Genomic DNA, 20517 nt, shown 5'->3' with positions numbered 1-20517 from the left:
GAAAAGGACCAACGACATGTCTATCTACCTCAACAAGGACTCCAAGGTCATCGTCCAGGGCATCACGGGCGGTGAGGGCACCAAGCACACCGCGCTGATGCTCAAGGCGGGCACCAACATCGTCGGCGGCGTCAACGCCCGCAAGGCCGGCACCACGGTCTCGCACACCGACGCCGACGGCAACGCCGTCGAGCTGCCCGTGTTCGGCTCGGTCGCCGAGGCGATCGAGAAGACCGGGGCCGACGTCTCGGTCGCGTTCGTGCCGCCCGCGTTCACCAAGGACGCCATGGTCGAGGCCATCGACGCCGAGATCCCGCTGCTGGTCGTCATCACCGAGGGCGTTCCCGTCGGCGAGTCGGCCGAGGCCTGGGCGTACGCGAAGTCGAAGGGCAACAAGACCCGCATCATCGGGCCGAACTGCCCCGGCATCATCACGCCCGGCGAGGCTCTCGCGGGCATCACGCCGGCGAACATCACGGGCAAGGGCCCGATCGGCCTCGTGTCGAAGTCGGGCACCCTGACCTACCAGATGATGTTCGAGCTGCGCGACCTCGGGTTCTCGACCGCCATCGGCATCGGCGGCGACCCGATCATCGGCACGACGCACATCGACGCTCTCGCGGCGTTCGAGGCCGACCCCGAGACGAAGGCCATCGTCATGATCGGCGAGATCGGCGGCGACGCCGAAGAGCGCGCGGCCGAGTACATCAAGGCGCACGTCACCAAGCCGGTCGTCGGCTACGTCGCGGGCTTCACCGCCCCCGAGGGCAAGACGATGGGCCACGCCGGCGCCATCGTCTCCGGCTCGGCGGGAACCGCGCAGGCGAAGAAGGAGGCCCTCGAGGCCGCCGGTGTCAAGGTCGGCAAGACGCCGTCCGAGACCGCCGCGCTCATGCGGGAGATCATCGAGAAGCTCTGACGCTTCCCGGACACGACGAAGGGGCGGATGCTGCGGCATCCGCCCCTTCGCTGTTCTCCGAAGCGGCCTTCGGCGGCTATCAGACCCCGAGCAGCGCCTCGAGGGGGCCGCGGGCGAAGAAGATCACGAAGCCGCCGGCGACGACCCACAGCAGCGGGCTGATCTGCTTGACGCGTCCCGACAGCGCGTTGACGAGCACCCACGAGATGAACCCCGCGCCGATGCCGTTGGCGATCGAGTAGGTCAGCGGCATGACGGTCGCCGTGAGGAACACCGGCAGCAGGACGCGGAAGTCGGTCAGGTCGATGTGCGCGATCTGCGACAGCATCATCGCTCCGACGATGACGAGCGCTGCGGCGGCGACCTCGGTCGGGACGATCGAGGTCAGCGGGGTGAAGAACATCGCGAGCAGGAAGACGAGGCCCGTCACGACGTTCGCGAGTCCCGTGCGCGCCCCCTCGCCGATGCCCGAGCCGGACTCGACGAAGACCGTGGCCGACGACGAGCTCGTCGCGCCACCCGCGATCGCCCCGACACCCTCGACGATCAGCGCCGACTTGATGCGCGGGAAGTCCCCCTTCGCGTCGGCGAGGTTCGCCTCCTTCGCGAGTCCCGTCATGGTGCCCATCGCGTCGAAGAAGTTCGAGAAGACGAGCGTGAAGACGAGCATCACGAGGGTCACGATGCTGACCTTGCCGAGGTCGAAGCCGAAGTCGACGGCGCCGATGAGGCTCAGATCGGGGACGCTGACGGGAGAGCCGGAGAGCGCCGGGACGGTCAGTCCCCACCCGCCGGGGTTCTCGGTCGCCGCGCCGAGGTGCCAGATCGCCTCGACGACGATCGACAGGACCGTGCCCGTGACGATGCCGATGAGCATGCCGCCCTTGACCTTGCGAGCGACGAGGACGCCGGTCAGCAGGAGGGTGATGACGAACATCAGGGTCGGCACCGATGCGACAGAGCCGCCGACACCGAGACCGACCGGGGGAGAGGCCTGTCCGGTCGAGGTCACGAAACCGGAGTTGACGAAGCCGATGAACGCGATGAACAGGCCGATGGCCACCGTGATCGCGAGCTTGAGCTGCACGGGGACGGCATCGAAGATGAGCTTGCGCAGGCCGGTGGCAGCCAGCAGCACGATGATGACGCCGTTGATCATGACGAGCGCCATCGCCTCGGCCCACGTGACCTCGCCGACGACGCCGAACGCGACGAAGGCGTTGATCCCGAGCCCGGCCGCGAATGCGAACGGAAGGCGGGTGATGAGACCGAACAGGATCGTCATGACGCCCGCGGTCAGCGCGGTCGCGGCGCTGACCGCCGCGAAGTCGAGGCTCGTCCCCGCCACATCCGGCTTGCCCGACAGGATGATCGGGTTCAGGATGACGATGTAGGCCATCGTGACGAAGGTCACGAGGCCGCCGCGGACCTCCGTGCCGATCGTCGAGCCGCGTCGGCTGATGTCGAAGAAGCGGTCGATGGCACCCTGGGGCGCGCGCGATTGCGTAGTGTTCACAAAATCCTCCGAGAAGACGGTAGCGCCCCCGCGCGCGTCAGCCCGACACGCACAGACTCGCTGGGTAGGGTCGATCAGGCATGAATCGCCTGCTCGTCGCCCTCCTCTCCGCCTTCGACGCCCTCGTCGCGGTGGCCGTCGGCGTTGCCGCGGCCCTGGCGCCGCTGACCGTCCTGTGGGCGGTCGCCTTCGGCGGGGGAGCCGACTGGTCGTCGCTCTGGCCCGCGTCGGTGCGTCTGTGGCAGTTCGGCAATCTCGTGCCGCTGCAGGTGACCCTCCCGCAGGAGTACACGGTCGGAACCGGGATCGGCACGGACGCCGTCTCGTTCTCGCTCTCGCTGCCGCCGCTCGCGGTCGCGCTGCTCATCGCCCTGTTCGCCGCACGCTCGGGCGCGCGCGCCGCCGGAGCCGGCGCCGGATTCACCGGGGTGCTCGCCGGAACGCTGACGGTCGCTGTCGCCTCGGCCGTCGTGGCCGCCACCGCCGCAACCCCGTACGCCGTCGTCGAGACCTGGCAGGCCGTTCTGCTGCCCACGCTCGTCTTCGCCGTTCCCGCCCTGCTCGGCGCCGTGACCCGCGCGTGGCGCGACGGTGACGACGGGCCCGTCGACTCGCTGTTCGTCCGGCTCGACCGCACCGGCTATGCGGCAGCGGTGTCGGCCGGCGCCCGCGGGCTGGCGATCGCCGTCACCGGCTTCGTCGGCGTCGGAGCATTCCTCGTCGGGGTCGCTGTGCTCGTGCGCGGCGGAGAGATCGTCTCGCTGTTCCAGGCGGCCAACGTCGATGCCATCGGTGCGACGGTCGTCACCCTCGGCCAGGCGGCGTATCTGCCGACCTTCTTCGTGTGGGGCGGCGCGTTCGCCGCAGGCCCCGGGTTCTCGCTCGGCGCCGGCTCGACGGTGGCGGCTTCCGGCACCCAGCTGGGCGTCGTGCCGGGGATTCCGGTGCTCGGAGCGATACCGCCGACGACGCCGCCCGTGCTCCTGCTCGTCGCCTTGCTCTTCGTCGCGGTCGGATTCGTCGCCGGTGCTGCGGCGCGCCGCCGTCTGCCCGCGCCGGCATCCGCTCTTGCCGCCGACCCCGTCCTGCCCCGCCTGGCCGCCGCGGCGATCGTGGCAGTCGGGGGCGGCGTCGCCGCGGCCGTTCTCTCTCTCCTGGCTTCCGGTGCCTTCGGGCCCGGACGACTCGACCAGATCGGCCCGTCGGCCGGTGCGGTCGGCCTCGCGTTCGCCGTCGAGATCGGCATCGGTGTGACGATCGCGCTCCTCGGCCCGCGCTCGTCGCACCGCGTCGACACGCGCGACGAGGGCGCCGCAGCGGGGGATGACGACGCCGCACGGCTGGCCGGAACGGCGCGGGTAGAGTAGGACGGTGCTGACGGTCGCGGTCCTCATCTCCGGTGGCGGGTCGAATCTGCGGGCCCTCCTGGATGCCGCGGCCGAGCCCGGCTTCCCGGCCCGTGTGGTGGTCGTCGGAGCCGACCGGCCCGCCGACGGCCTGGCTCATGCCGACGCCTTCAACATCCCGACCTTCGCGGTTCCGTTCCGGGAGTACGCGACGCGGGAGGAGTGGGGCGACGAGCTCCTCCGCCAGCTCGAGGCCTGGGCTCCCGACCTCATCGTGCTCAGCGGTCTCATGCGTCTGCTGCCGGCCGCCGTCGTCGACGCATGGTCGCCCCGCATCATCAACACCCACCCGGCGTACCTCCCCGAGTTCCCGGGCGCCCACGGTGTTCGCGATGCTCTGGCCGCAGGCGCCGATCGGACCGGCGCGAGCGTCATCGTCGTCGACGCCGGCGTCGACACCGGACCGATCCTGGCGCAGGAGCGCGTTCCCGTCCTGCCCGGCGACGATGAGACGACGCTCCACGAACGCATCAAGCCCGTCGAGCGCCGTCTGCTGATCGATGTCGTCCGCCGCATCGCGACCGGCGAGATCGACCTCGCCGCGCCCGCTTCCCCGAACCCGACCGCTCCGACGGCCTGACGCACCGCAGGCCCCACACCGCACCCGAGGAGAACCGCCATGGCCGGACCGAGCCACGACCCCGCCCTCTACCGCGCGCGCGACCTCGTCGCCGTCCGCCGCGCGCTCATCTCGGTGAGCGACAAGACCGACCTCCTGCCGCTCGCGCAGGCCCTCGCCGACGCCGGTGTCGAGATCGTCTCGACCGGCGGTTCGGCGGCGCTCCTGCGCGACGCCGGTCTGACGGTGACCGATGTCGCCGAGGTCACCGGGTTCCCCGAGTCGCTCGACGGACGCGTCAAGACGCTGCACCCCGGCGTGCACGCCGGGCTTCTGGCCGACCTGCGTCTCGAGAGCCACGAGACCCAGCTCGGAGAACTCGGCATCTCGGCGTTCGATCTCGTGGTCGTGAACCTGTACCCGTTCGTGGAGACCGTGGCGTCGGGGGCTGCGCCCGACGACGTCGTCGAGCAGATCGACATCGGCGGACCCGCCATGGTGCGCGCCTCGGCCAAGAACTTCGCCAACGTCGCGATCGTCGTCTCACCCTCGTCGTACCCCGCGATCATCGAGTCGGTCGCTGCCGGTGGCACGAGCCTCGCGCAGCGTCGCGACCTCGCCGCCCGCGCCTTCGCGCACACGGCCGAGTACGACCGGGCCGTCGCGACGTGGTTCGCCGAGTCGACGCTCGAGGGCGACGAGCTGCCGCAGCACCTGACGATCCGCGCCGAGCGCCTGGCCACGCTGCGCTACGGCGAGAACTCGCACCAGCGCGCCGCGATCTACACGCGCGCGGGCGGCCACGGCATCGCCCAGGCCGAGCAGCTGCAGGGCAAGGAGATGTCGTACAACAACTACGTCGACGCCGATGCTGCCCTGCGCGCCGCCTTCGACATGGTCAAGCCGGCCGTCGCGATCATCAAGCACGCCAACCCCTGCGGCATCGCCGTCACCGCCCCGCAGGCGCTCGACCCCATCGCGTCCGCGCACCTGCGCGCGCACGAGTGCGACCCGGTGTCGGCCTTCGGCGGTGTGATCGCCGCCAACCGCACCGTCACGCTGAAGATGGCCGAGAACCTCCGCGACATCTTCACCGAGGTGATCGTCGCCCCCGACTTCGAGCCCGAGGCGCTCGAGGTGTTCAAGCTGAAGAAGAACCTGCGGGTGCTGCGCCTGCCCGCCGACTGGCGGCAGGAGCGCATGGACGTCCGCCTCGTCTCGGGCGGGCTGCTGCTGCAGGACGCCGACCGGTTCCCCGACGACATCGAGTCGGTCGCGAAGGACTGGCAGCTGGTCTCGGGCGAGCGCCCCGACCCCTCCGAGCTCGAGGGCATGATCTTCGCGTGGAAGGCGTGCCGGGCCGTCAAGTCGAACGCGATCGTGCTCGCCCAGGGCTCGGCGACGGTCGGGATCGGAATGGGCCAGGTCAACCGCGTGGACTCGTGCCGCCTGGCGGTCGAGCGCGCGGGCGACCGTGCGGCCGGCTCGGTCGCGGCATCCGACGCCTTCTTCCCCTTCGCCGACGGCCCCCAGGTGCTCATCGACGCCGGGATCAAGACGATCATCCAGCCCGGCGGCTCGGTGCGCGACCAGGAGGTCGTCGACGCGGCTCGCGCGGCGGGAGTGACCATGTTCTTCACGGGCGAGCGCCACTTCTTCCACTGACACGCCGGCGTCTTCCGCTGACCGTTGCGGGCCCGTCGAGTCAACAGGTGATCGGCGGCCCCGCAACGGGCGATAGGGTCGCTTCGGGTGTGGAGCGTTTCGGGGAGGAACGAGTGATCTGGGAGATCGATGAGCGCGCTCGGACGATCGAGGGGCTCGATGCCGACGGTCGCCCGAGGCCGGAGTACGCCGCGTCACTCGGGCTGCGCCGCGCTCCGTTCGGCAGACGCGCGCTGGCCACCGTCATCGAAGCCCTGGTCCTGCTGCTGATCCAGTCGCCCATGCTGATCGTCGTGGTCCCGGCGCTGACCACCGTCGCTCTGGCGACGGACCCCGTCGAGGCGCTCACGGCACGCGACGACGTCGTGCTGCTGATCATCCTCGCCGCCGTCAGCTCCGGCCTCTCGACCGCGTTCCTCCTGACCCAGCTCATCCTGCTCGGCCGTCGCGGGGTCACCCTGGGCAAGGCGCTGACGGGACTGCGGGCCGTCAACGTCCGCACCCTCGAGCGGCCGGGATTCTGGCGCGGAGCGGTCGTGCGCTACCTCGTCCTCTGCGCGAGCACGATCGTTCCGGTCCTCGGCCCCCTGCTCGTCATCGCACTGTCGCCGTTGTTCGACCCCGACCGCCGGGGTCGCAGCTGGCCCGACTTCGCCGCCGCCGTCTGGCTCGTCGACGTCAAGCGCGGGCTCAACCCCTACGACGACAAGCGCATGCGCATCGCTCGGAAGACCGTCGCGACGGATCTGCTCGACGTCAAGGCCGAGCTCCCCTCGCTGGCCACGCCGGTCGCCTCAGGCGGAGCGGAGGCCTACGTGCCCCTCGCGCGCAACAAGGGCGGTGTCCTCGGCGCGGTGCGGTCGGCCCCCGGCAGCGGCATCATCGGCGAGACGGATGCCGCCGAGGAGGAAGCGCGCCCCGGCATCCCCACCACCGTGGCCCCCGCGCCGTTCGCGGCGCCTGCGCCGGGTCTGCCCGCGGCGTCGCCGGCCCCGGCGCCCGCGGTCCCGGCCGCTTCCGCGCCCGCACCCATGCCCGCCGCCGTCGCCCCCGGAGCCATCGTCGCGCCCGGGGCCGGGTCGGCCCCGTGGACGCCGCCGCCCCTCCTCGAGGAGCCCGCACCCGCGGCTGCGCCGGCCGCACCCGCGGCTGCGCCGGCCGCACCCGCGGCTGCGCCGCCCGCACCCGCGGCACCGGCCGCTGAGTCACCGGCTCGACCGGCATCCGCATCCCCGGCGGTGGTCAAGCTGACGCTCGACTCGGGCGACACGATCGCGGTGCCCGGGGGCGGGGTGGTGCTCGGGCGTGCCCCGGCGACCGGCCCCGACGACCGCGACGTCGCACCGGTGCCCGTCGTCGACCACACCCGGTCGATCTCGAAGACGCACTGGGCGCTGCTGCGTGTCGATGCCCGAGTGGTCGCCGTCGAACGCGGCTCGACGAACGGCAGCGTGCTCGTCCGAGGCTCAAGAGAGCAGGCGCTCGTCCCGGGCCAGCCCGTCGAGCTGCACGACGGCGACACCATCCGCTTCGGCGATCGCTCCGCGGTCGTCGCCATCCGCTGACCTCCCCGCCGACCGACGTCGCACGGCTGACAGGAATCCTCGATGAGACTCAAGCTGACGCTCCAGCGCCGCGATCACACCGGCACCGACATCGTCGTCACGTCCGACTCGACGGCGACCGTCCACGACGTCGCGCGCCGGATCGTCGACAGCGACCCGCGGCGCGAGGTCGCCGCGGGCGACTCCGATGTCCTGACGCTGACGGTGGCCCCGCCCACGTCGCCCGACTTCGTCATGCTCGACCCGCACATGCTGGTCAGCGACGCGCCGATCGGCTCGGGCTTCGTCGCCTCCGTGACGAACCTCGGCGCGGACTACGTCGCCACTCGCGGAGCCGGCGGCCCCGTGGCCGCCATCCTCCACGTCGTCGGCGGACCGCTCGCAGGACGCGAGTTCTCGCTGCCTCAGGGCCATTTCACGATCGGCCGCTCGCAGGGCAACGACATCGTGCTCGACGACCGGCTGGTGTCCAAGCGCCACGCCCGTATCGAGATCGGTGCCTCCGTCGAGCTGGTCGACCTGAACTCGGCCAACGGCATCGTGATCGACGGCGGTCTCGTGCAGCGTCTGCGCGTCATCCCCGGTCAGCGCTTCCAGCTGGGCGACACCGAGCTCGTGGTCTCGATGGCCGAGACCTTCGCTCCGGTCGAGCAGGACCCGGTCCTCGAGCGCGGCGGCAGCCTGCTGTTCAACCGCAGCCCCCGGGTCGAGGCGCGCTACGTCGGCGAGGAGCTCGAAGAGCCTCGGATGCCGAAGGACCCGGTCTCGCGGCTCTTCCCGTGGCCGATGCTCATCGCCCCGCTGATCCTCGGCATCGCGATGTTCTCGATCACCAATCAGCCCCGCACGCTGCTGATCATCTTCATGACGCCGATGATGCTGCTCGGCAACTTCGTCTCGCAGCGCACGCAGCTCGGTCAGCGTCAGCGCAAGGAGGTGGAGATCTTCGAGCGCACCTTCGAGGAGCTCGAGGAGAAGCTGTACCGGCTGCGCCCGCGCGAGCGCGAGGTGCGCAACACCGAGGTGCCGCCGGTGGCGGTCGTGTTCGAGGAAGCGATGCAGCTCGGCCCGATGCTGTGGACTCGGCGCCCCGAGCACTGGAATTTCCTCTCGGTGCGCATGGGCACCTCCGAGGCCCCGTCGCGCACGAGCGTCAAGCGGGCCGAGAACCCCGACGCGCTTCAGGAGTACGTCGAACGCGTCGATCGGCTGCGTGAGCGCTACCGCCTGATCGACGGCGTCCCGGTGCTCGAGTCACTGCAGAGCGTCGGTGTCCTGGGCGTCGCCGGCGGTGCTCGTGAGGCGGCCGACGCCCTTCGAGGACTGGCCGTGCAGCTGTTCGGTCTGCACTCCCCGAACGACCTGGCCGCCGTCGCGCTGACCGAGCCCGAGTGGGCGAAGGAGCTCGAGTGGCTCAAATGGCTGCCTCACACCTCGAGCGAGCGCAGCCCCTTCCGCGACATGCCGCTGTCGGACTCGGCCTCCACCGGTGCCGCCCTGCTCTCGGGGCTCGAGGAGCTCGTGATGCGCCGGTCGAAGGCGGCAGCCGCCCCGCGCCTGCCGTTCGACGACGACTGGGACCCGATGCGCTACGGCACCGATGTCCGGCGCGCCGCCGAGGAGGCGACCTTCCCGGGGCAGACCGCGGTGCTCGTCATCGTGACCTCCGATGCGCCCGTCGACCGCGCGCGACTCATTCAGGTGCTCGAGCGCGGCGCCGACGTCGGCGTCTACGGCATCTTCGTCGCGCCCGTCGTCGACGCTCTGCCGGCGGTCTGCCGCACGTTCGTCGACGTCTCGGCCGGCCTGGGTGCGGCGCGCGTCGGCACGGTGCGCAGCGGCGTCGAGTACCCCGTCACCGAGGTCGAGGGCGTCTCGAACGAGCTCATGACGGTGCTCGCGAAGCGGCTCGCACCGGTCACCGACGCGAGCACGATCGTCGAGGACTCCTCCGACATCCCGAACTCGGTGATGTTCCTCTCGCTCGTCGGCTCGGAGCTCGCGACCGACCCCACGTTCGCGGTCGAGCGCTGGCGCGAGAACAACACGATCCTCGACCGGTCGGGTGCCGCGATGCCCCGCCTGAAGAAAGCCGGCAACCTCCGCGCGATCGTGGGCCAGGGGGCCACCGACGCCATGACGCTCGACCTGCGGACGCAGGGCCCGCACGCCCTCGTCGGCGGTACGACGGGTGCCGGCAAGTCGGAGTTCCTGCAGGCGTGGGTGCTCGGCATGGCTGCGGCCCACAGCCCCGACCGTGTCACCTTCCTCTTCGTCGACTACAAGGGCGGATCGGCTTTCGCCGACTGCGTCGAACTGCCGCACACCGTCGGCCTCGTCACCGACCTGAGCCCGCACCTCGTGCGGCGCGCGCTCACGAGCCTCCGGGCCGAGCTGCACCACCGCGAGCACCTGTTCAATCGCAAGAAGGCGAAGGACCTGCTCGAGCTCGAGAAGCGCCGAGACCCCGAGACCCCGCCCGCGCTCGTCCTCGTCATCGACGAGTTCGCCGCGCTCGCCGGCGAGGTGCCCGAGTTCGTCGACGGCGTCGTCGACATCGCCCAGCGCGGTCGCTCCCTCGGCATCCACCTCATCATGGCGACGCAGCGCCCCGCCGGCGTCATCAAGGACAACCTCCGCGCCAACACCAACCTCCGCGTCGCGCTCCGCATGGCCGACGAGTCGGATTCGAAGGATGTCGTGGACGACCCGGTGGCGGCCCGATTCGATCCCAGCATCCCCGGCCGCGGTATCGCCAAGACCGGCCCCGGACGTCTCGTTCCCTTCCAGTCCGCCTACGCCGGTGGCTGGAGCACCGACGAGGTCGTCGCCGCGGATGTGAGCGTCGCCGAGCTGCGGTTCGGATCCGTGCAGCGCTGGGAGGTCGACGAGAAGCCCGAAGACCCGGCCGCCGAGGTCGATCCCGGTCCCAACGACCAGAAGCGCATCGTCGCCACCCTCGTCGCCGCGGCCAACCGCGCGGCCATTCCGGCTCCCCGACGGCCGTGGCTCGACGACCTGGAGACGACCGTCGACATCCGCTCGCTGCCCGCGGGCCGCGCCGGGTCGATCCTCATCGGTAAGAGCGACATCCCCGAACGCCAGCTTCAGGAGGCCGTGTACTTCGAGCCCGACCGCGACGGCTCGCTCCTCGTGTACGGCACCAGCGGCTCGGGCAAATCGACGGTGCTCCGCACGATAGCCATCGCCGCCGCGACGACCGGCCGCCGAGCCGAGAACATCGAGGTCTACGGCCTCGACTTCGGATCGGGCTCGCTCAAGAGCCTCGAGACCCTGCCGCATGTCGGTTCGGTGATCCCCGGCGACGACGCCGAGCGCGTGCAGCGCATCATGCGTTCGCTCGGGAAGGTGCTCGACGACCGCGGCAAGCGCTTCAGCGCCGCCAACGCGTCGACGATCGCCGAGTACCGCGAGCTCACCGGCCGGGACGAGGCGCGCATCGTGCTGCTCCTCGACGGGCTGCCGCAGTTCCGGGCCGAGTGGGAGTCCACCACGGCACGGATGCCGTTCTACCAGGCGTTCATGCGGATCCTCGGCGAGGGCCGCCCGCTCGGCGTCCACGTCGTGGCGACCGCCGATCGCTCGGGGTCGGTGCCGACGGCGGTCAGCTCGAACATCTCGCGCCGCGTCGTGCTGCGCCTCTCGGACGAGAACGCCTACGCGCTGCTGAACGCGCCGAAGGACGTGCTCGACGAGCGATCCGCGCCCGGACGCGCCATCGTCGACGGCTTCGAGACGCAGATCGCCGTCCTCGGCGGAACGCCGAACGTCGCGGAGCAGACGAAGCTGCTCGGTCAGCTCGCCGACGAGCTGCGTTCGCGCGGCGTGCGCGAGGTCGCCGAGATCGGTTCGCTGCCGACGCGTCTCGCGCCCGCGGACCTTCCCGACCGCATCGGCGAGTTCCCGGTGCTCGGCGTCGCGGAAGACACCCTGGCCGCGCGCGAGTTCGACCCCGTGGGAACGTTCGTCGTGGCCGGCCCGCCGATGGCGGGCAAGACCACCGCGATGAAGGCCATCATCACGTCGATGACGCGCCTCGACCCCGAGGTGACGCTGTTCCACTTCGGCGGCCGGCGCTCGCAGCTGCGCGACTTCGCGCCGTGGGTGCGCAGCGCCACGACGCCCGACGATGCGAAGGAACTCGCCACCGAGCTCGCCGAACTCGTCGCCGACGAGACGCTGGGACGCCGCATCCTCATCGTCGTCGAAGACGTGCCGCAGTTCGCCGACTCGCCGGCGGAGCGCCCGCTGAAGGCCCTGTTCCAGGCGGTCAACCGCAGCGACCACCTGCTCATCGGCGATGCCGACGTCACGCAGGTCACGAGCGGCTTCGGCCTCGTGGGCGACTTCAAGGGCGGCCGCAAGGGCATCATCCTCAAACCGGAGGCCTTCGACGGCGACGCCGTGTTCAAGGTGCCGTTCCCGAAGGTCAAGCGCAGCGACTTCCCCGAGGGCCGCGGGATCTTCGTGCAGGCCGGTCGCGCCGTCACGGTGCAGATGCCGCTCGTCGAGTCCGAGACCGTCGCGGCGCCCCGGCCGGTCGCGGCGGGCGCGGGGGAGGCCGTGTCGACCGACACCGTCACCGAGACCATTCGCTGAGTCCGAGAGCCACAAGGCGAGACAACCTCGACGGTTACCCGGCGACGACCCGAATATCGCTCACCTGGCGGCGCTTGCGCATGCCGTCATCGCGGCGAACGGACCGAAGACTGGTCTTCTCTCGTCGACGTCTCAGCTCGCCCGTGCCCGGGCGAGCGCGTCGCGCGCACCCGAGGCTGTGGGGAGCGTGCGGATCGCGCCGTCGTCGACGAACGACGACCCGACGCGAATCGTCGTCTCGGCGTCGGGTAGAGCGCCGTTCGCGTCGGCTCGCGCGCCGGCTCGCTCGCCAGGGGCGTCGCGGACATTCGCCTGGGGTCGCGCGGTGAGCTGCGGCTGCCCTCTTTCCCGCCGCCCGCAGACGGAGCGGGCAACCGAGACCCGCGGCACCCGTCTGTGTTCGCCCCGGCCGTCGTTCTGACGGAAAGCGATTGCCTATCACATTCCGAGATGGGGAGTTCTCCCCATCGACCTCGGGCCTGGGCTGCCGATAGGTTTTGGGTGTCGGCTCCGGAGGGGGGTCGGGACATCTACTTTCAGGAGGGCCGTCATGGCTGATTTCGGTGCATCTTATGGCGAGATGGAGCAGGTTGCGAGCTCGCTGTCGCAGGCTCGCGATGACATTCAGGGTCAGCTGGACACCCTGAAGTCCCAGGTCGACACGCTGCTGGGCGATGACTTCAAGACGCAGCACGCGTCGGGCAAGTTCGGTGAGGGCTACTCCGAGCTCACCACGGGTCTGAAGAACGCGGTCGATGGCATCAACGACATGTCCGAGTCGCTGCTGGGCATGATGCGCGCGATCCAGGACCTCGACCAGCAGCTCGCCGGCAGCTGATCTCGTCTTCCCGGAGCCGAGGCGTCCTGGGCGCCTCGGCTCCGCTCGATTCTCGGAGGTGACCATGGTCGACGTGCGGATCGACTACGGCGCGATGCGCGCCAGCCGCAACGCTTACGCGAACATGCGGGATGTTCTCGACGGGGCGACACGGGCGATGTCGAACGTGTCGGGCGCGGCCGTGCCTCAAGACGTGCTGCGGCGGCGTCTCGAGGATCTCCACGATTCGTGGGGTGGCGGTATCGACAAACTCGCCCGCTATGCGGAAGACGCGGGCACGGGACTCGAGGGCATTCTCGAGGCATTCCAGCAGCTCGACACCGAGCTCGGCAACAGCATGGTTCCGCAGGAAGGATCGGCGTCGTGACCGACTTCTCCGCTCTCGGCTTCGACCCCGCCCCTGGCGATGTCGCGACGCTCTCCGGATATGTGGATGCGCTCACCACCAGCTGCGACGGCGTCGATGACGCGCTGTCGATGATGGACGGCTCCGACGACGGCGCCTGGATCGGAAAGTCGGCGACGGCGTTCCGCGCCGCACTCAGCGAGGACTTCCGACCGCACCTCAGTGACACCGGCGAGGCGTTGCGCACATCGCGGACCGCCCTCGCGACCTGGACCGATCAGCTCACCAACTACCAGCGGCGTGCCGCAGCGCTCGCGGAGGAGGCCTCAGCGGCATCCGCGAGCGTCGCCTCATCGGAATCGGCCCATGCGCAGGCACAGGCGAACAAGGACGCCGAGGACGCCGACCCGGATGCCGTGTCGAACGCGTCGACGGCGCTGGCGAACGCGCAGGGCGAGCTGGAGTCGATCCGCGCGCGTGCTCGTCAGCTCAAGGACGAGGTCGACGCCGATGCTGCCGCCGCGGCCGGAGCGCTGCTGTCCGCGAGCGACACGCTGAACTCCTACGCCGGCAATCCGGTCATGAACTTCCTGGGCTCGGCCGGCGACTGGCTCGCCGACGCAGGCAACTGGCTCATGGACAACGTGGTGCCGATCCTGGAGGACATCCTCCGGGCGGCGCTGCCGATCATCGCGATCCTCTCGCTCTTCATCCCCGTCCTCGGCACGGTGGCGCTCATCATGTCCATCGCGCTCGTCGCGATCGACGGCCTGCAATGGGCGACCGGTCGTGGAACGTTCGCCGAGTTCGCCACCGGCGCCCTCGGACTGCTCGCGGGTGGCGCGCTCGGGCAGGCTGCAAAGGCGCTGATCGGCCCCGGTGGACAGGTGCTCATCCCGTCGATCCAGGGCATGACGCCGGCCATGGCCGGCGGTGGGGCCGCGGCGGGAAGCGTCGCCGTGGCGCTCAACGTCAATCTGCCCAACATGGTCGCGAACACCTACTGGACCGTGAACAGTGCGATGGACGCCCACAGCAAGGGGACGGACTTCGTCGACAGTCTGACCGGGCCGTGGCAGAACCTCTCCGAGCGGTTCAACAACACCCTGCGCGGCAACGGTCCGCGCACCGACGAGGAGGTCTGATGACCGAGCAGGAGGCGACGCTCGACCCGATCGCGGCTGAGGGTGCGCCGCTGCGGGTCTGGCAGCGAGTGCCCCAGGGGTGGATCGAGTTCCGCTCGTTCGGCGATCGTTCGCCGCAGGAGTGGCTCGACTGGTACCTCGTGAGTGCCGAGGGCTGGCTCCCGGATGCTGCGCGCGACGCGATCGTCGACGGCTTCCGCGCCGGCGTCGAGCTGTTCGCCGACACAGCCTTCGCCTTCGCCGGTGTCTCGCTGACGTTGGGCGAGCGCCCGGCGGCGTTCTTCCTCTGCACGAACGTGGTGCCGGGGACGGCCGAGACCGACGCCGCCGCGACGGCGTTCCACCGGCTGCTCCCGCTCGCGCGGTTCGGCGAGGGCGGGCGCAGCGAGAGCTTCACCACCCCGGACGGCCGCGTCGGCACCATCACCCTCGGTGCGTCGATGGACGGCGGGATGCCGCACCTCACGGCGGTCGGCGAGATCCGTCTTCCCGGCGGGGCGGGCACCGCCGTCGTCATGGGGTTGTGCTCCGACCCGCAGCAGTCGGCCGAACTGGCGCTGCACGTCGCGTTCGCGCTCACGACCACTCAGGCTCTGCCCGAGGGTGTCGAGCCCGCGGAGCCCGAGCCCGCCGCCACGTAGCATTCTGTCCATGGCGTTCGCTTTCATCCAGGCAGCATCCCGCCCGCTCCTCGAGACGGGCGAGGCGGGGGAGCCTGCGGCATCCGCGGGGCCGTCCGACGCCGATCGTGCTGTCGCCGTCCTGCGTGCCGACTACGAGCGATGGTCGCGCTGGGCGCTCGGAATCGTCGGATTCGTCGCTGCCGCGGGCGGCGTGTTCTTCGCGGGCGGGCTGGTCGCGACCGTCGTGGCGATGGGCGTCGTGACACCGGACACCGTCATCGTCATCGTCATCGCAGCGGCGATCGCGCTCGGAGGCGTCGCGCTGCTCGTGGTGTTGTGGCGCACGGGTCGCGCCTTGACTCGCGCCGCGTCGTTCTGGCTGCGCGCACCGTATGTCGCGGGCCAGCGCGCGCCGCGCGCCGCAGGATGGGTACAGGCGCGTACCGTCAACCTCGAGCCGCGCATCCTGGTCCGTCTGAGCACGGCGACCTTGGCGCTGCTCGTCGCCATCGGCGGTGTCGCGGTCTTCGTGCGTGACCTCGGCGCCGGCGTCTCGGTTTTCACGGTGCCGGTCCTGCTGGTCGGCATCTGCGGCGCCCTCAGCGGCATCGGTCAGATCGGCGGCGTATTGCGTATCGTCAACGGCCTGAGTGCGGGCGACCCGCTGTGGGCGTGGCTGACGGGCTCGGTGCGCGCGCGCTGAGGCACGCTTCACCTGCCGCATACGCTGACGCTGCCGGTGGCTCATGAGCTTTCTCCACACCACGGCTCGCGGCTGGGCGGAAGACCACTCGCTCGCCGCCGACGTCCGATTCGCTCAGCTCGAGGCCGTGGCCTACCAGCGGCATCCGGAGATCTTCCAGCACTTCGGCGCCGACGGGGCCGCGATGGCGCACCGCCTGCACGCGAACGCGAAGAGGTCGCCGGTGCGCGGCGTCCTCGACGTCGTGCTGTGGGCCGTCGTGATCGGCGCGTTCTTCGCACCGATCGCGGGTCTCGCCGTGCTCATGGGCGACCGCTTCGACTTCCACCGCATCGAGGCCCAGCGGGCGATGCCGATCGCGGGCGCGATCTTCACCGTCGCGGCGGTCGCCCAGGCCATCCTCCTGGTCATCTGGCTGGTCCGGGGCGCCCGGTTCTCGTGGCCGGAGTTCTCCATCCACCTCGTGGCGGGGACGATGGCCATTCTCGCGCTCGGCACGATGCCGGGCATCGCCGAGCTCGACGACTACATCGGGTGGCAGCAGTGGCGGGTTCCGGTCCTCATCGCGCTCGGCGTCGCCGGGCTGGCAGCCCTCGTGATGCTGGTGCGTTTCCGCGTGCGCGAGCCCGATGGCGACGGCGAGGCCGTGCCCGAGACGGGTCTCAGCGTCGGCGGCATCCGCGCCCGCATCGCGGCGCTGCCGGGGGATGAGCGTCAGGCCGTCGTCGACGACCGCAACGCGGCCCTCGCGGTGCTGCACGAGCGCGGCCTGATCGATGCCGGCACCCTCGAGCGGGCCCTCGGGTGCGAGCCGGGAACGCTGTTCCTCCTCGACGCCGAGCGGCGCGCGTGAGGCGGTGGCTGCGGCGGCCGGCCGTTCCGGCTCAGACGGTCGGACGGCCGTAAGTCTCGAGGAAGCGCAGCCACACCTCGCTGAGCGTCGGGTACGCCGGCACGGCGTGCCACAGCCGTGCGAGCGGAACCTCGCCGACGACCGCGATCGTCGCGGACTGCAACAGCTCGCCGACATCCGCCCCGACGAAGGTCGCCCCGATGAGAACGCCGCGGTCCTCGTCGACGATCGCGCGTGCCTGCCCGGTGTAGGCGTCCGACCGCGTCGACGCGCCCGCGATCCACGAGAGGTCGTAGTCGAGCACGCGGATGTTGCGTCCCGCAGCACGCGCGGACGCCTCGGTCTCACCGACCGAGGCGACCTCGGGGTCGGTGAACGTCACCTGCGGCACGGCGCCGTGGTCGGCAGTCGCGACGTGCGCACCCCACGGGGCGTCGTCGACGGTGCCACCGGTCGCCCGGGCGACGATGACGTCGCCGGCTGCGCGGGCCTGGTACTTGCCCTGGTGCGTGAGGAGGGCGCGGTGGTTGACGTCGCCGACCGCGTAGAGCCAATCGGATCCGCGGACGAGCATCGTGTCGTCGACATCCAGCCACGAGCCGGGCTCCAGGTCGACGGTATCCAGCCCGAGATCCTCGGTTCGCGGGACGCGTCCGGTCGCGACGAGCACCTCGTCGGCGCGGACGCGCGTGCCGTTCGACAGCTCGAGCTCGACCTGACCGTCGTCGACGCGCTGCGCGGAGACGAGGTCGGTGTGAAGCAGCACCCGCGCACCTCGGTCGGTGAGGGACTGCGCGACGAGGTCGCCCGCGAAGGGCTCCATCGGTCCGAGCAGCCGGCTGCGCGCGATGAGCGTCACCTCGCTGCCGAGGTCGACGAACGCCGTCGCCATCTCCGCGGCGACGACGCCGCCGCCGACGATCGCGAGCGAGCCCGGGATCTCCTGCACGGCGGTCGCTTCGCGGCTCGTCCACGGAGACACATCGGCCAGGCCGGGGACGTCGGGGAGGAGCGCCGCCGAACCGGTGCACACCGCGACGGCGTGACGTGCGACGAGGGTGGTGAGCGAGCCGTCGGGTCCGGCGACCTCGACGCGCTTCTCGCCGGAGAGGCGGCCGTGCCCGCGCACGAGGTCGACGCCGGCTCCCTGGAGCCACTCGACCTGCGACGCGTCGTTCCAGTCGGAGGTCAGCGAGTCGCGGCGGCGAAGCACCCCGGCGACGTCGATGTCGCCCGTCACGGCCTGCTTCGCGCCGTCGACCGCGCGCGCTGCGCGGAGGGCGGCGCCGGCCCGCAGGAGACCCTTCGACGGCATGCACGCCCAGTACGAGCACTCGCCGCCGACCAGTTCGCTCTCGACGATGGCGACGCTCAGGCCGCCCTGCACGGCGCGGTCGGCGACGTTCTCTCCGACAGGACCGGCTCCGATGACGACGAGGTCGTAGGTGCGTTCGCTCATGTCGTGACGCTAACCCCGGTTGCCGGCTGTGCGCCAGCACTTGCGCTCAGCGCGGTCGCGCATTGCCGGTCGTCGCGGGTGCGCGTGCCGCCAACAGGCTGAGAGGCTCGATGCGACCCGTGAGCGGGCATGGCGAGGGGGTGAGCCTGTTTGGGGCACGAGGCGACGGCGGGTCGCCGGCCGGCGAGGCAGGGGAGTTCTCCCCATCGACGCGGCGTGCGGGCCCCCGATAGCGTGTGAGCGTCGGCCGGACCGAGCCGGCGGAGGGGGCCCGATGTCAGACGTCGAGATCTACTACCACGCGCTCACGAGCGCCGCGGATGCGATCCAGACGCGGGTCTCGAGCGCGGTGATGGACAACGCCGACATCCAGGGCGACGACACCGGTGTCGAGAACCCCGCGCACCGGGTCGCGCTTCGTCTCGAGATGAACCGGCGGCTGAGCGGGCTGAATCGCGCCGTGCTCGAGCGCACGACCGCGGCATCCGAGGTCGGCGCCCTGCTGACCGCGATCACGACGCGCTACTCCGACCTCGATGTCGAGCTCACCGGTCAGGAGCAGCCGTGACGCTCACCTCACCCAACCGCGGCTACCCGCTCGAGCGCCTCGAGGGCAATCCTGGGTCGATGAGCTGGTGGAGCGGCGCGTTCAGTCGCGTGGCGGCGTCGCTCGGCGACCTCCGCACCACCGTCCAGGCCGCGACCGACCTCGACGGTGTCGGTGCATCGATCCGCTCGGCACGCTCGAAAGCGCAGGAAGTCGCCAACGGGCTGGCTACGGAGATCGCCGAGGCGGAGCTTCTCGCGGGGGTGCTGCAGCGGTACGCGGACGCGTTCTCGTCGTCGGCGGAGTCGGCGAACCGGCTCATTGACGACATCGAGTCGGCCCACGCGTCGTTGTCGTCGGCGTCAGCCGCGGCCGATGAAGCCGGGCTGAACGCGCTGTGGACCTCTCGCTCCGGCGAGCCGGCCGACGTCCGGCGCGCGAATGACGCCGCACAGGATGCCGTCGCGGCCCGGGATGCCGCGGCGCGGGATCTCGCCGATCTGTGGGAGCAGTTCGAGAGCCACTACTCGGCATGGGACGCGGCCTACGACGCGGCGCTCGCCGAGCTCGCCGGCGGTGCGGGGCCGGCGATGACGTCGCAGGCGCAGAACCTGCTCGACCAGCTGCTCGCGGCGGACACCCCGCAGGCCGTGCTCGAGCTGTGGCTCGCGCATCCCGAGCTGCAGGATGAGATCGCCCGAGCGCATCCCGATATCATCGGCAACCTCGACGGCATCCCTTACGACGTCCGCGGACGGATCAACCGCGAGCGCCTGGAGGCGCTGCGCGCCACGAACCCGGACGGTGCGCTCGGCGACGATGTCGCGGCGTTGTGGGAAGAGCTGACGGATGGCCCTCCCTTCCCGCTCCTCGTCTCGTTCGATCCCGACGGCTCAGCGCAGACCACCGCGGCGTTGGCATACGGCGATCTCGCTGCTGCAACCGACATCAACGTGCTCGTCCCCGGTATGAACTCGTCCGTGGCGGGTATCGGCGAGTGGGGAGACTCGGCTCGCGCTCTCAACAACGCGGGGCCGGGCCTGGCGACGATCGCATGGTTCGGTTACGACTCTCCCAACGAGATCGAGGAGCCCGGGATGGAACGGGCGCGCGATGGCGCGGCAGCGCTCCGCTCGTTCCTGCTCGGGATCGATGCGGTGCATCCCACCGCGGAGAAGGCCGTCATCGCGCACTCCTACGGCAGTACGACCGCTGCCCTCGCGATCGGGTCGCGTCCGGACGCACTCGGCGTCGACCAGTTCATCGCGGTCGGATCGGCCGGGTTCCCGAGCGACCCGCAGATCCTGTCGAACCTCCAGAACGCCGGGGGCCTGCGCATGTACGCGACGCTGTCGGAGAACGACGCCTGGGCCCGGATCGGCCGTGACACGAGCTGGGGCGGCGCGCACGGCACGGTTCCCGAGACGCTCCCCGGCGTGACCGAGTTCGGCAGCGACGGCGGTTATGCGGACGGCGAGCACCTCGCACCCACCCCGGGACACGGCGCGCACGAAGGCGGCAACGGCCCGCTTCCCTCCGGCGACGGCGAGGGGTACCTCGTGCAAGGATCGGAGTCGTTCTACAACATCCAGCAGATCGTCCTGACCGGTGAGCCTGGAACGGAGATGGACGGCGAAGGCAGCGAGCGCGGCTTCTGGGATCTGCCCGATTGGCTGGAGTGGCTGCCCGTTGACCCTTACCGGACGTGATTGATGAGATCGACCTCGCGAATGACGATGACGGCCTTCGCTGT

General features: G+C 70.9%; 16 protein-coding genes. 14 read left to right on the top strand and 2 right to left on the bottom strand.

The genetic code is table 11. From position 1 onward, the window contains the following. The first annotated feature begins 16 nt into the window (after nt 1-16). Complete coding sequence (sucD, locus tag MTS1_RS15575; RefSeq protein WP_023955687.1) at nt 17-919, top strand: succinate--CoA ligase subunit alpha; 903 nt, start codon at nt 17-19, stop codon at nt 917-919. Nucleotides 920-998: 79 nt separating this feature from the next. Here sucD and MTS1_RS15570 read toward each other — a convergent pair whose 3' ends face one another. After that, a complete protein-coding gene (locus MTS1_RS15570) occupies nt 999-2435 on the bottom strand; it encodes an NCS2 family permease (RefSeq protein ID WP_023955684.1) in 1437 nt (478 codons plus the stop codon). 80 nt (nt 2436-2515) lie between these two features. On the opposite strand from MTS1_RS15570, the gene MTS1_RS15565 reads away from it, so the two are divergent. The 11 genes from MTS1_RS15565 to MTS1_RS15515 all read left to right on the top strand — a co-directional run bounded on the left by MTS1_RS15565 (nt 2516) and on the right by MTS1_RS15515 (nt 16758). Then, the gene (locus MTS1_RS15565; protein ID WP_023955682.1) at nt 2516-3802 is read left to right on the top strand and encodes a DUF6350 family protein; all 1287 of its coding nucleotides are present in this window, start codon (nt 2516-2518) and stop codon (nt 3800-3802) included. 4 nt (nt 3803-3806) lie between these two features. Further along, nucleotides 3807-4421 (top strand): phosphoribosylglycinamide formyltransferase, encoded by a 615-nt coding sequence (gene purN, locus MTS1_RS15560; protein WP_023955679.1) that lies wholly within the window; start codon nt 3807-3809, stop codon nt 4419-4421. Between the two features lie 39 nt (nt 4422-4460). Beyond that, nucleotides 4461-6065: a bifunctional phosphoribosylaminoimidazolecarboxamide formyltransferase/IMP cyclohydrolase gene (purH, locus tag MTS1_RS15555; RefSeq protein WP_023955677.1), complete on the top strand. Its 1605-nt coding sequence runs from the start codon at nt 4461-4463 to the stop codon at nt 6063-6065. A 113-nt stretch (nt 6066-6178) separates the two neighbouring features. Continuing rightward, the gene (locus MTS1_RS15550) at nt 6179-7630 is read left to right on the top strand and encodes an RDD family protein (protein ID WP_036305967.1); all 1452 of its coding nucleotides are present in this window, start codon (nt 6179-6181) and stop codon (nt 7628-7630) included. A 42-nt stretch (nt 7631-7672) separates the two neighbouring features. Beyond that, nucleotides 7673-12250, top strand: a complete 4578-nt coding sequence (locus MTS1_RS15545; RefSeq protein ID WP_023955674.1) for an FtsK/SpoIIIE domain-containing protein — start codon at nt 7673-7675, stop codon at nt 12248-12250. 550 nt (nt 12251-12800) lie between these two features. Next, on the top strand, nt 12801-13088 hold the full coding sequence (locus MTS1_RS15540) for a WXG100 family type VII secretion target (RefSeq protein WP_023953920.1): 288 nt from the start codon (nt 12801-12803) through the stop codon (nt 13086-13088). Between the two features lie 64 nt (nt 13089-13152). Further along, on the top strand, nt 13153-13455 hold the full coding sequence (locus MTS1_RS15535) for a hypothetical protein (RefSeq protein WP_023955668.1): 303 nt from the start codon (nt 13153-13155) through the stop codon (nt 13453-13455). Next, the gene (locus MTS1_RS15530; protein ID WP_023955666.1) at nt 13452-14579 is read left to right on the top strand and encodes a hypothetical protein; all 1128 of its coding nucleotides are present in this window, start codon (nt 13452-13454) and stop codon (nt 14577-14579) included. Before MTS1_RS15535 ends, MTS1_RS15530 begins: the two co-directional genes overlap by 4 nt. Next, nucleotides 14579-15220 (top strand): hypothetical protein, encoded by a 642-nt coding sequence (locus MTS1_RS15525; protein ID WP_023955664.1) that lies wholly within the window; start codon nt 14579-14581, stop codon nt 15218-15220. The genes MTS1_RS15530 and MTS1_RS15525 overlap by 1 nt, the downstream gene beginning before the upstream one ends. Nucleotides 15221-15230: 10 nt before the next feature. After that, complete coding sequence (locus MTS1_RS15520; RefSeq protein WP_023955662.1) at nt 15231-15905, top strand: hypothetical protein; 675 nt, start codon at nt 15231-15233, stop codon at nt 15903-15905. 43 nt (nt 15906-15948) lie between these two features. After that, nucleotides 15949-16758, top strand: a complete 810-nt coding sequence (locus MTS1_RS15515) for a hypothetical protein (protein ID WP_023955660.1) — start codon at nt 15949-15951, stop codon at nt 16756-16758. 31 nt (nt 16759-16789) lie between these two features. Here the strand turns inward: MTS1_RS15515 and MTS1_RS15510 are convergent, their stop codons facing one another. After that, the gene (locus MTS1_RS15510; RefSeq protein WP_023955658.1) at nt 16790-18217 is read right to left on the bottom strand and encodes an NAD(P)/FAD-dependent oxidoreductase; all 1428 of its coding nucleotides are present in this window, start codon (nt 18215-18217) and stop codon (nt 16790-16792) included. Nucleotides 18218-18491: 274 nt separating this feature from the next. Here MTS1_RS15510 and MTS1_RS15505 point away from each other — a divergent pair, with 274 nt between their 5' ends. Then, nucleotides 18492-18785 (top strand): hypothetical protein, encoded by a 294-nt coding sequence (locus MTS1_RS15505; RefSeq protein ID WP_023955656.1) that lies wholly within the window; start codon nt 18492-18494, stop codon nt 18783-18785. Beyond that, a complete protein-coding gene (locus MTS1_RS15500; protein WP_023955654.1) occupies nt 18782-20473 on the top strand; it encodes an alpha/beta hydrolase in 1692 nt (563 codons plus the stop codon). The genes MTS1_RS15505 and MTS1_RS15500 overlap by 4 nt, the downstream gene beginning before the upstream one ends. Nucleotides 20474-20517: the final 44 nt, after the last annotated feature.

Origin of the sequence: Microbacterium sp. TS-1 (assembly GCF_000509385.1) — a bacterium.
Taxonomy (GTDB): domain Bacteria; phylum Actinomycetota; class Actinomycetes; order Actinomycetales; family Microbacteriaceae; genus Microbacterium; species Microbacterium arborescens.
Note: the sequence above shows the minus strand (reverse complement) of the source record. Positions and strands in the feature narration are given on the sequence as shown.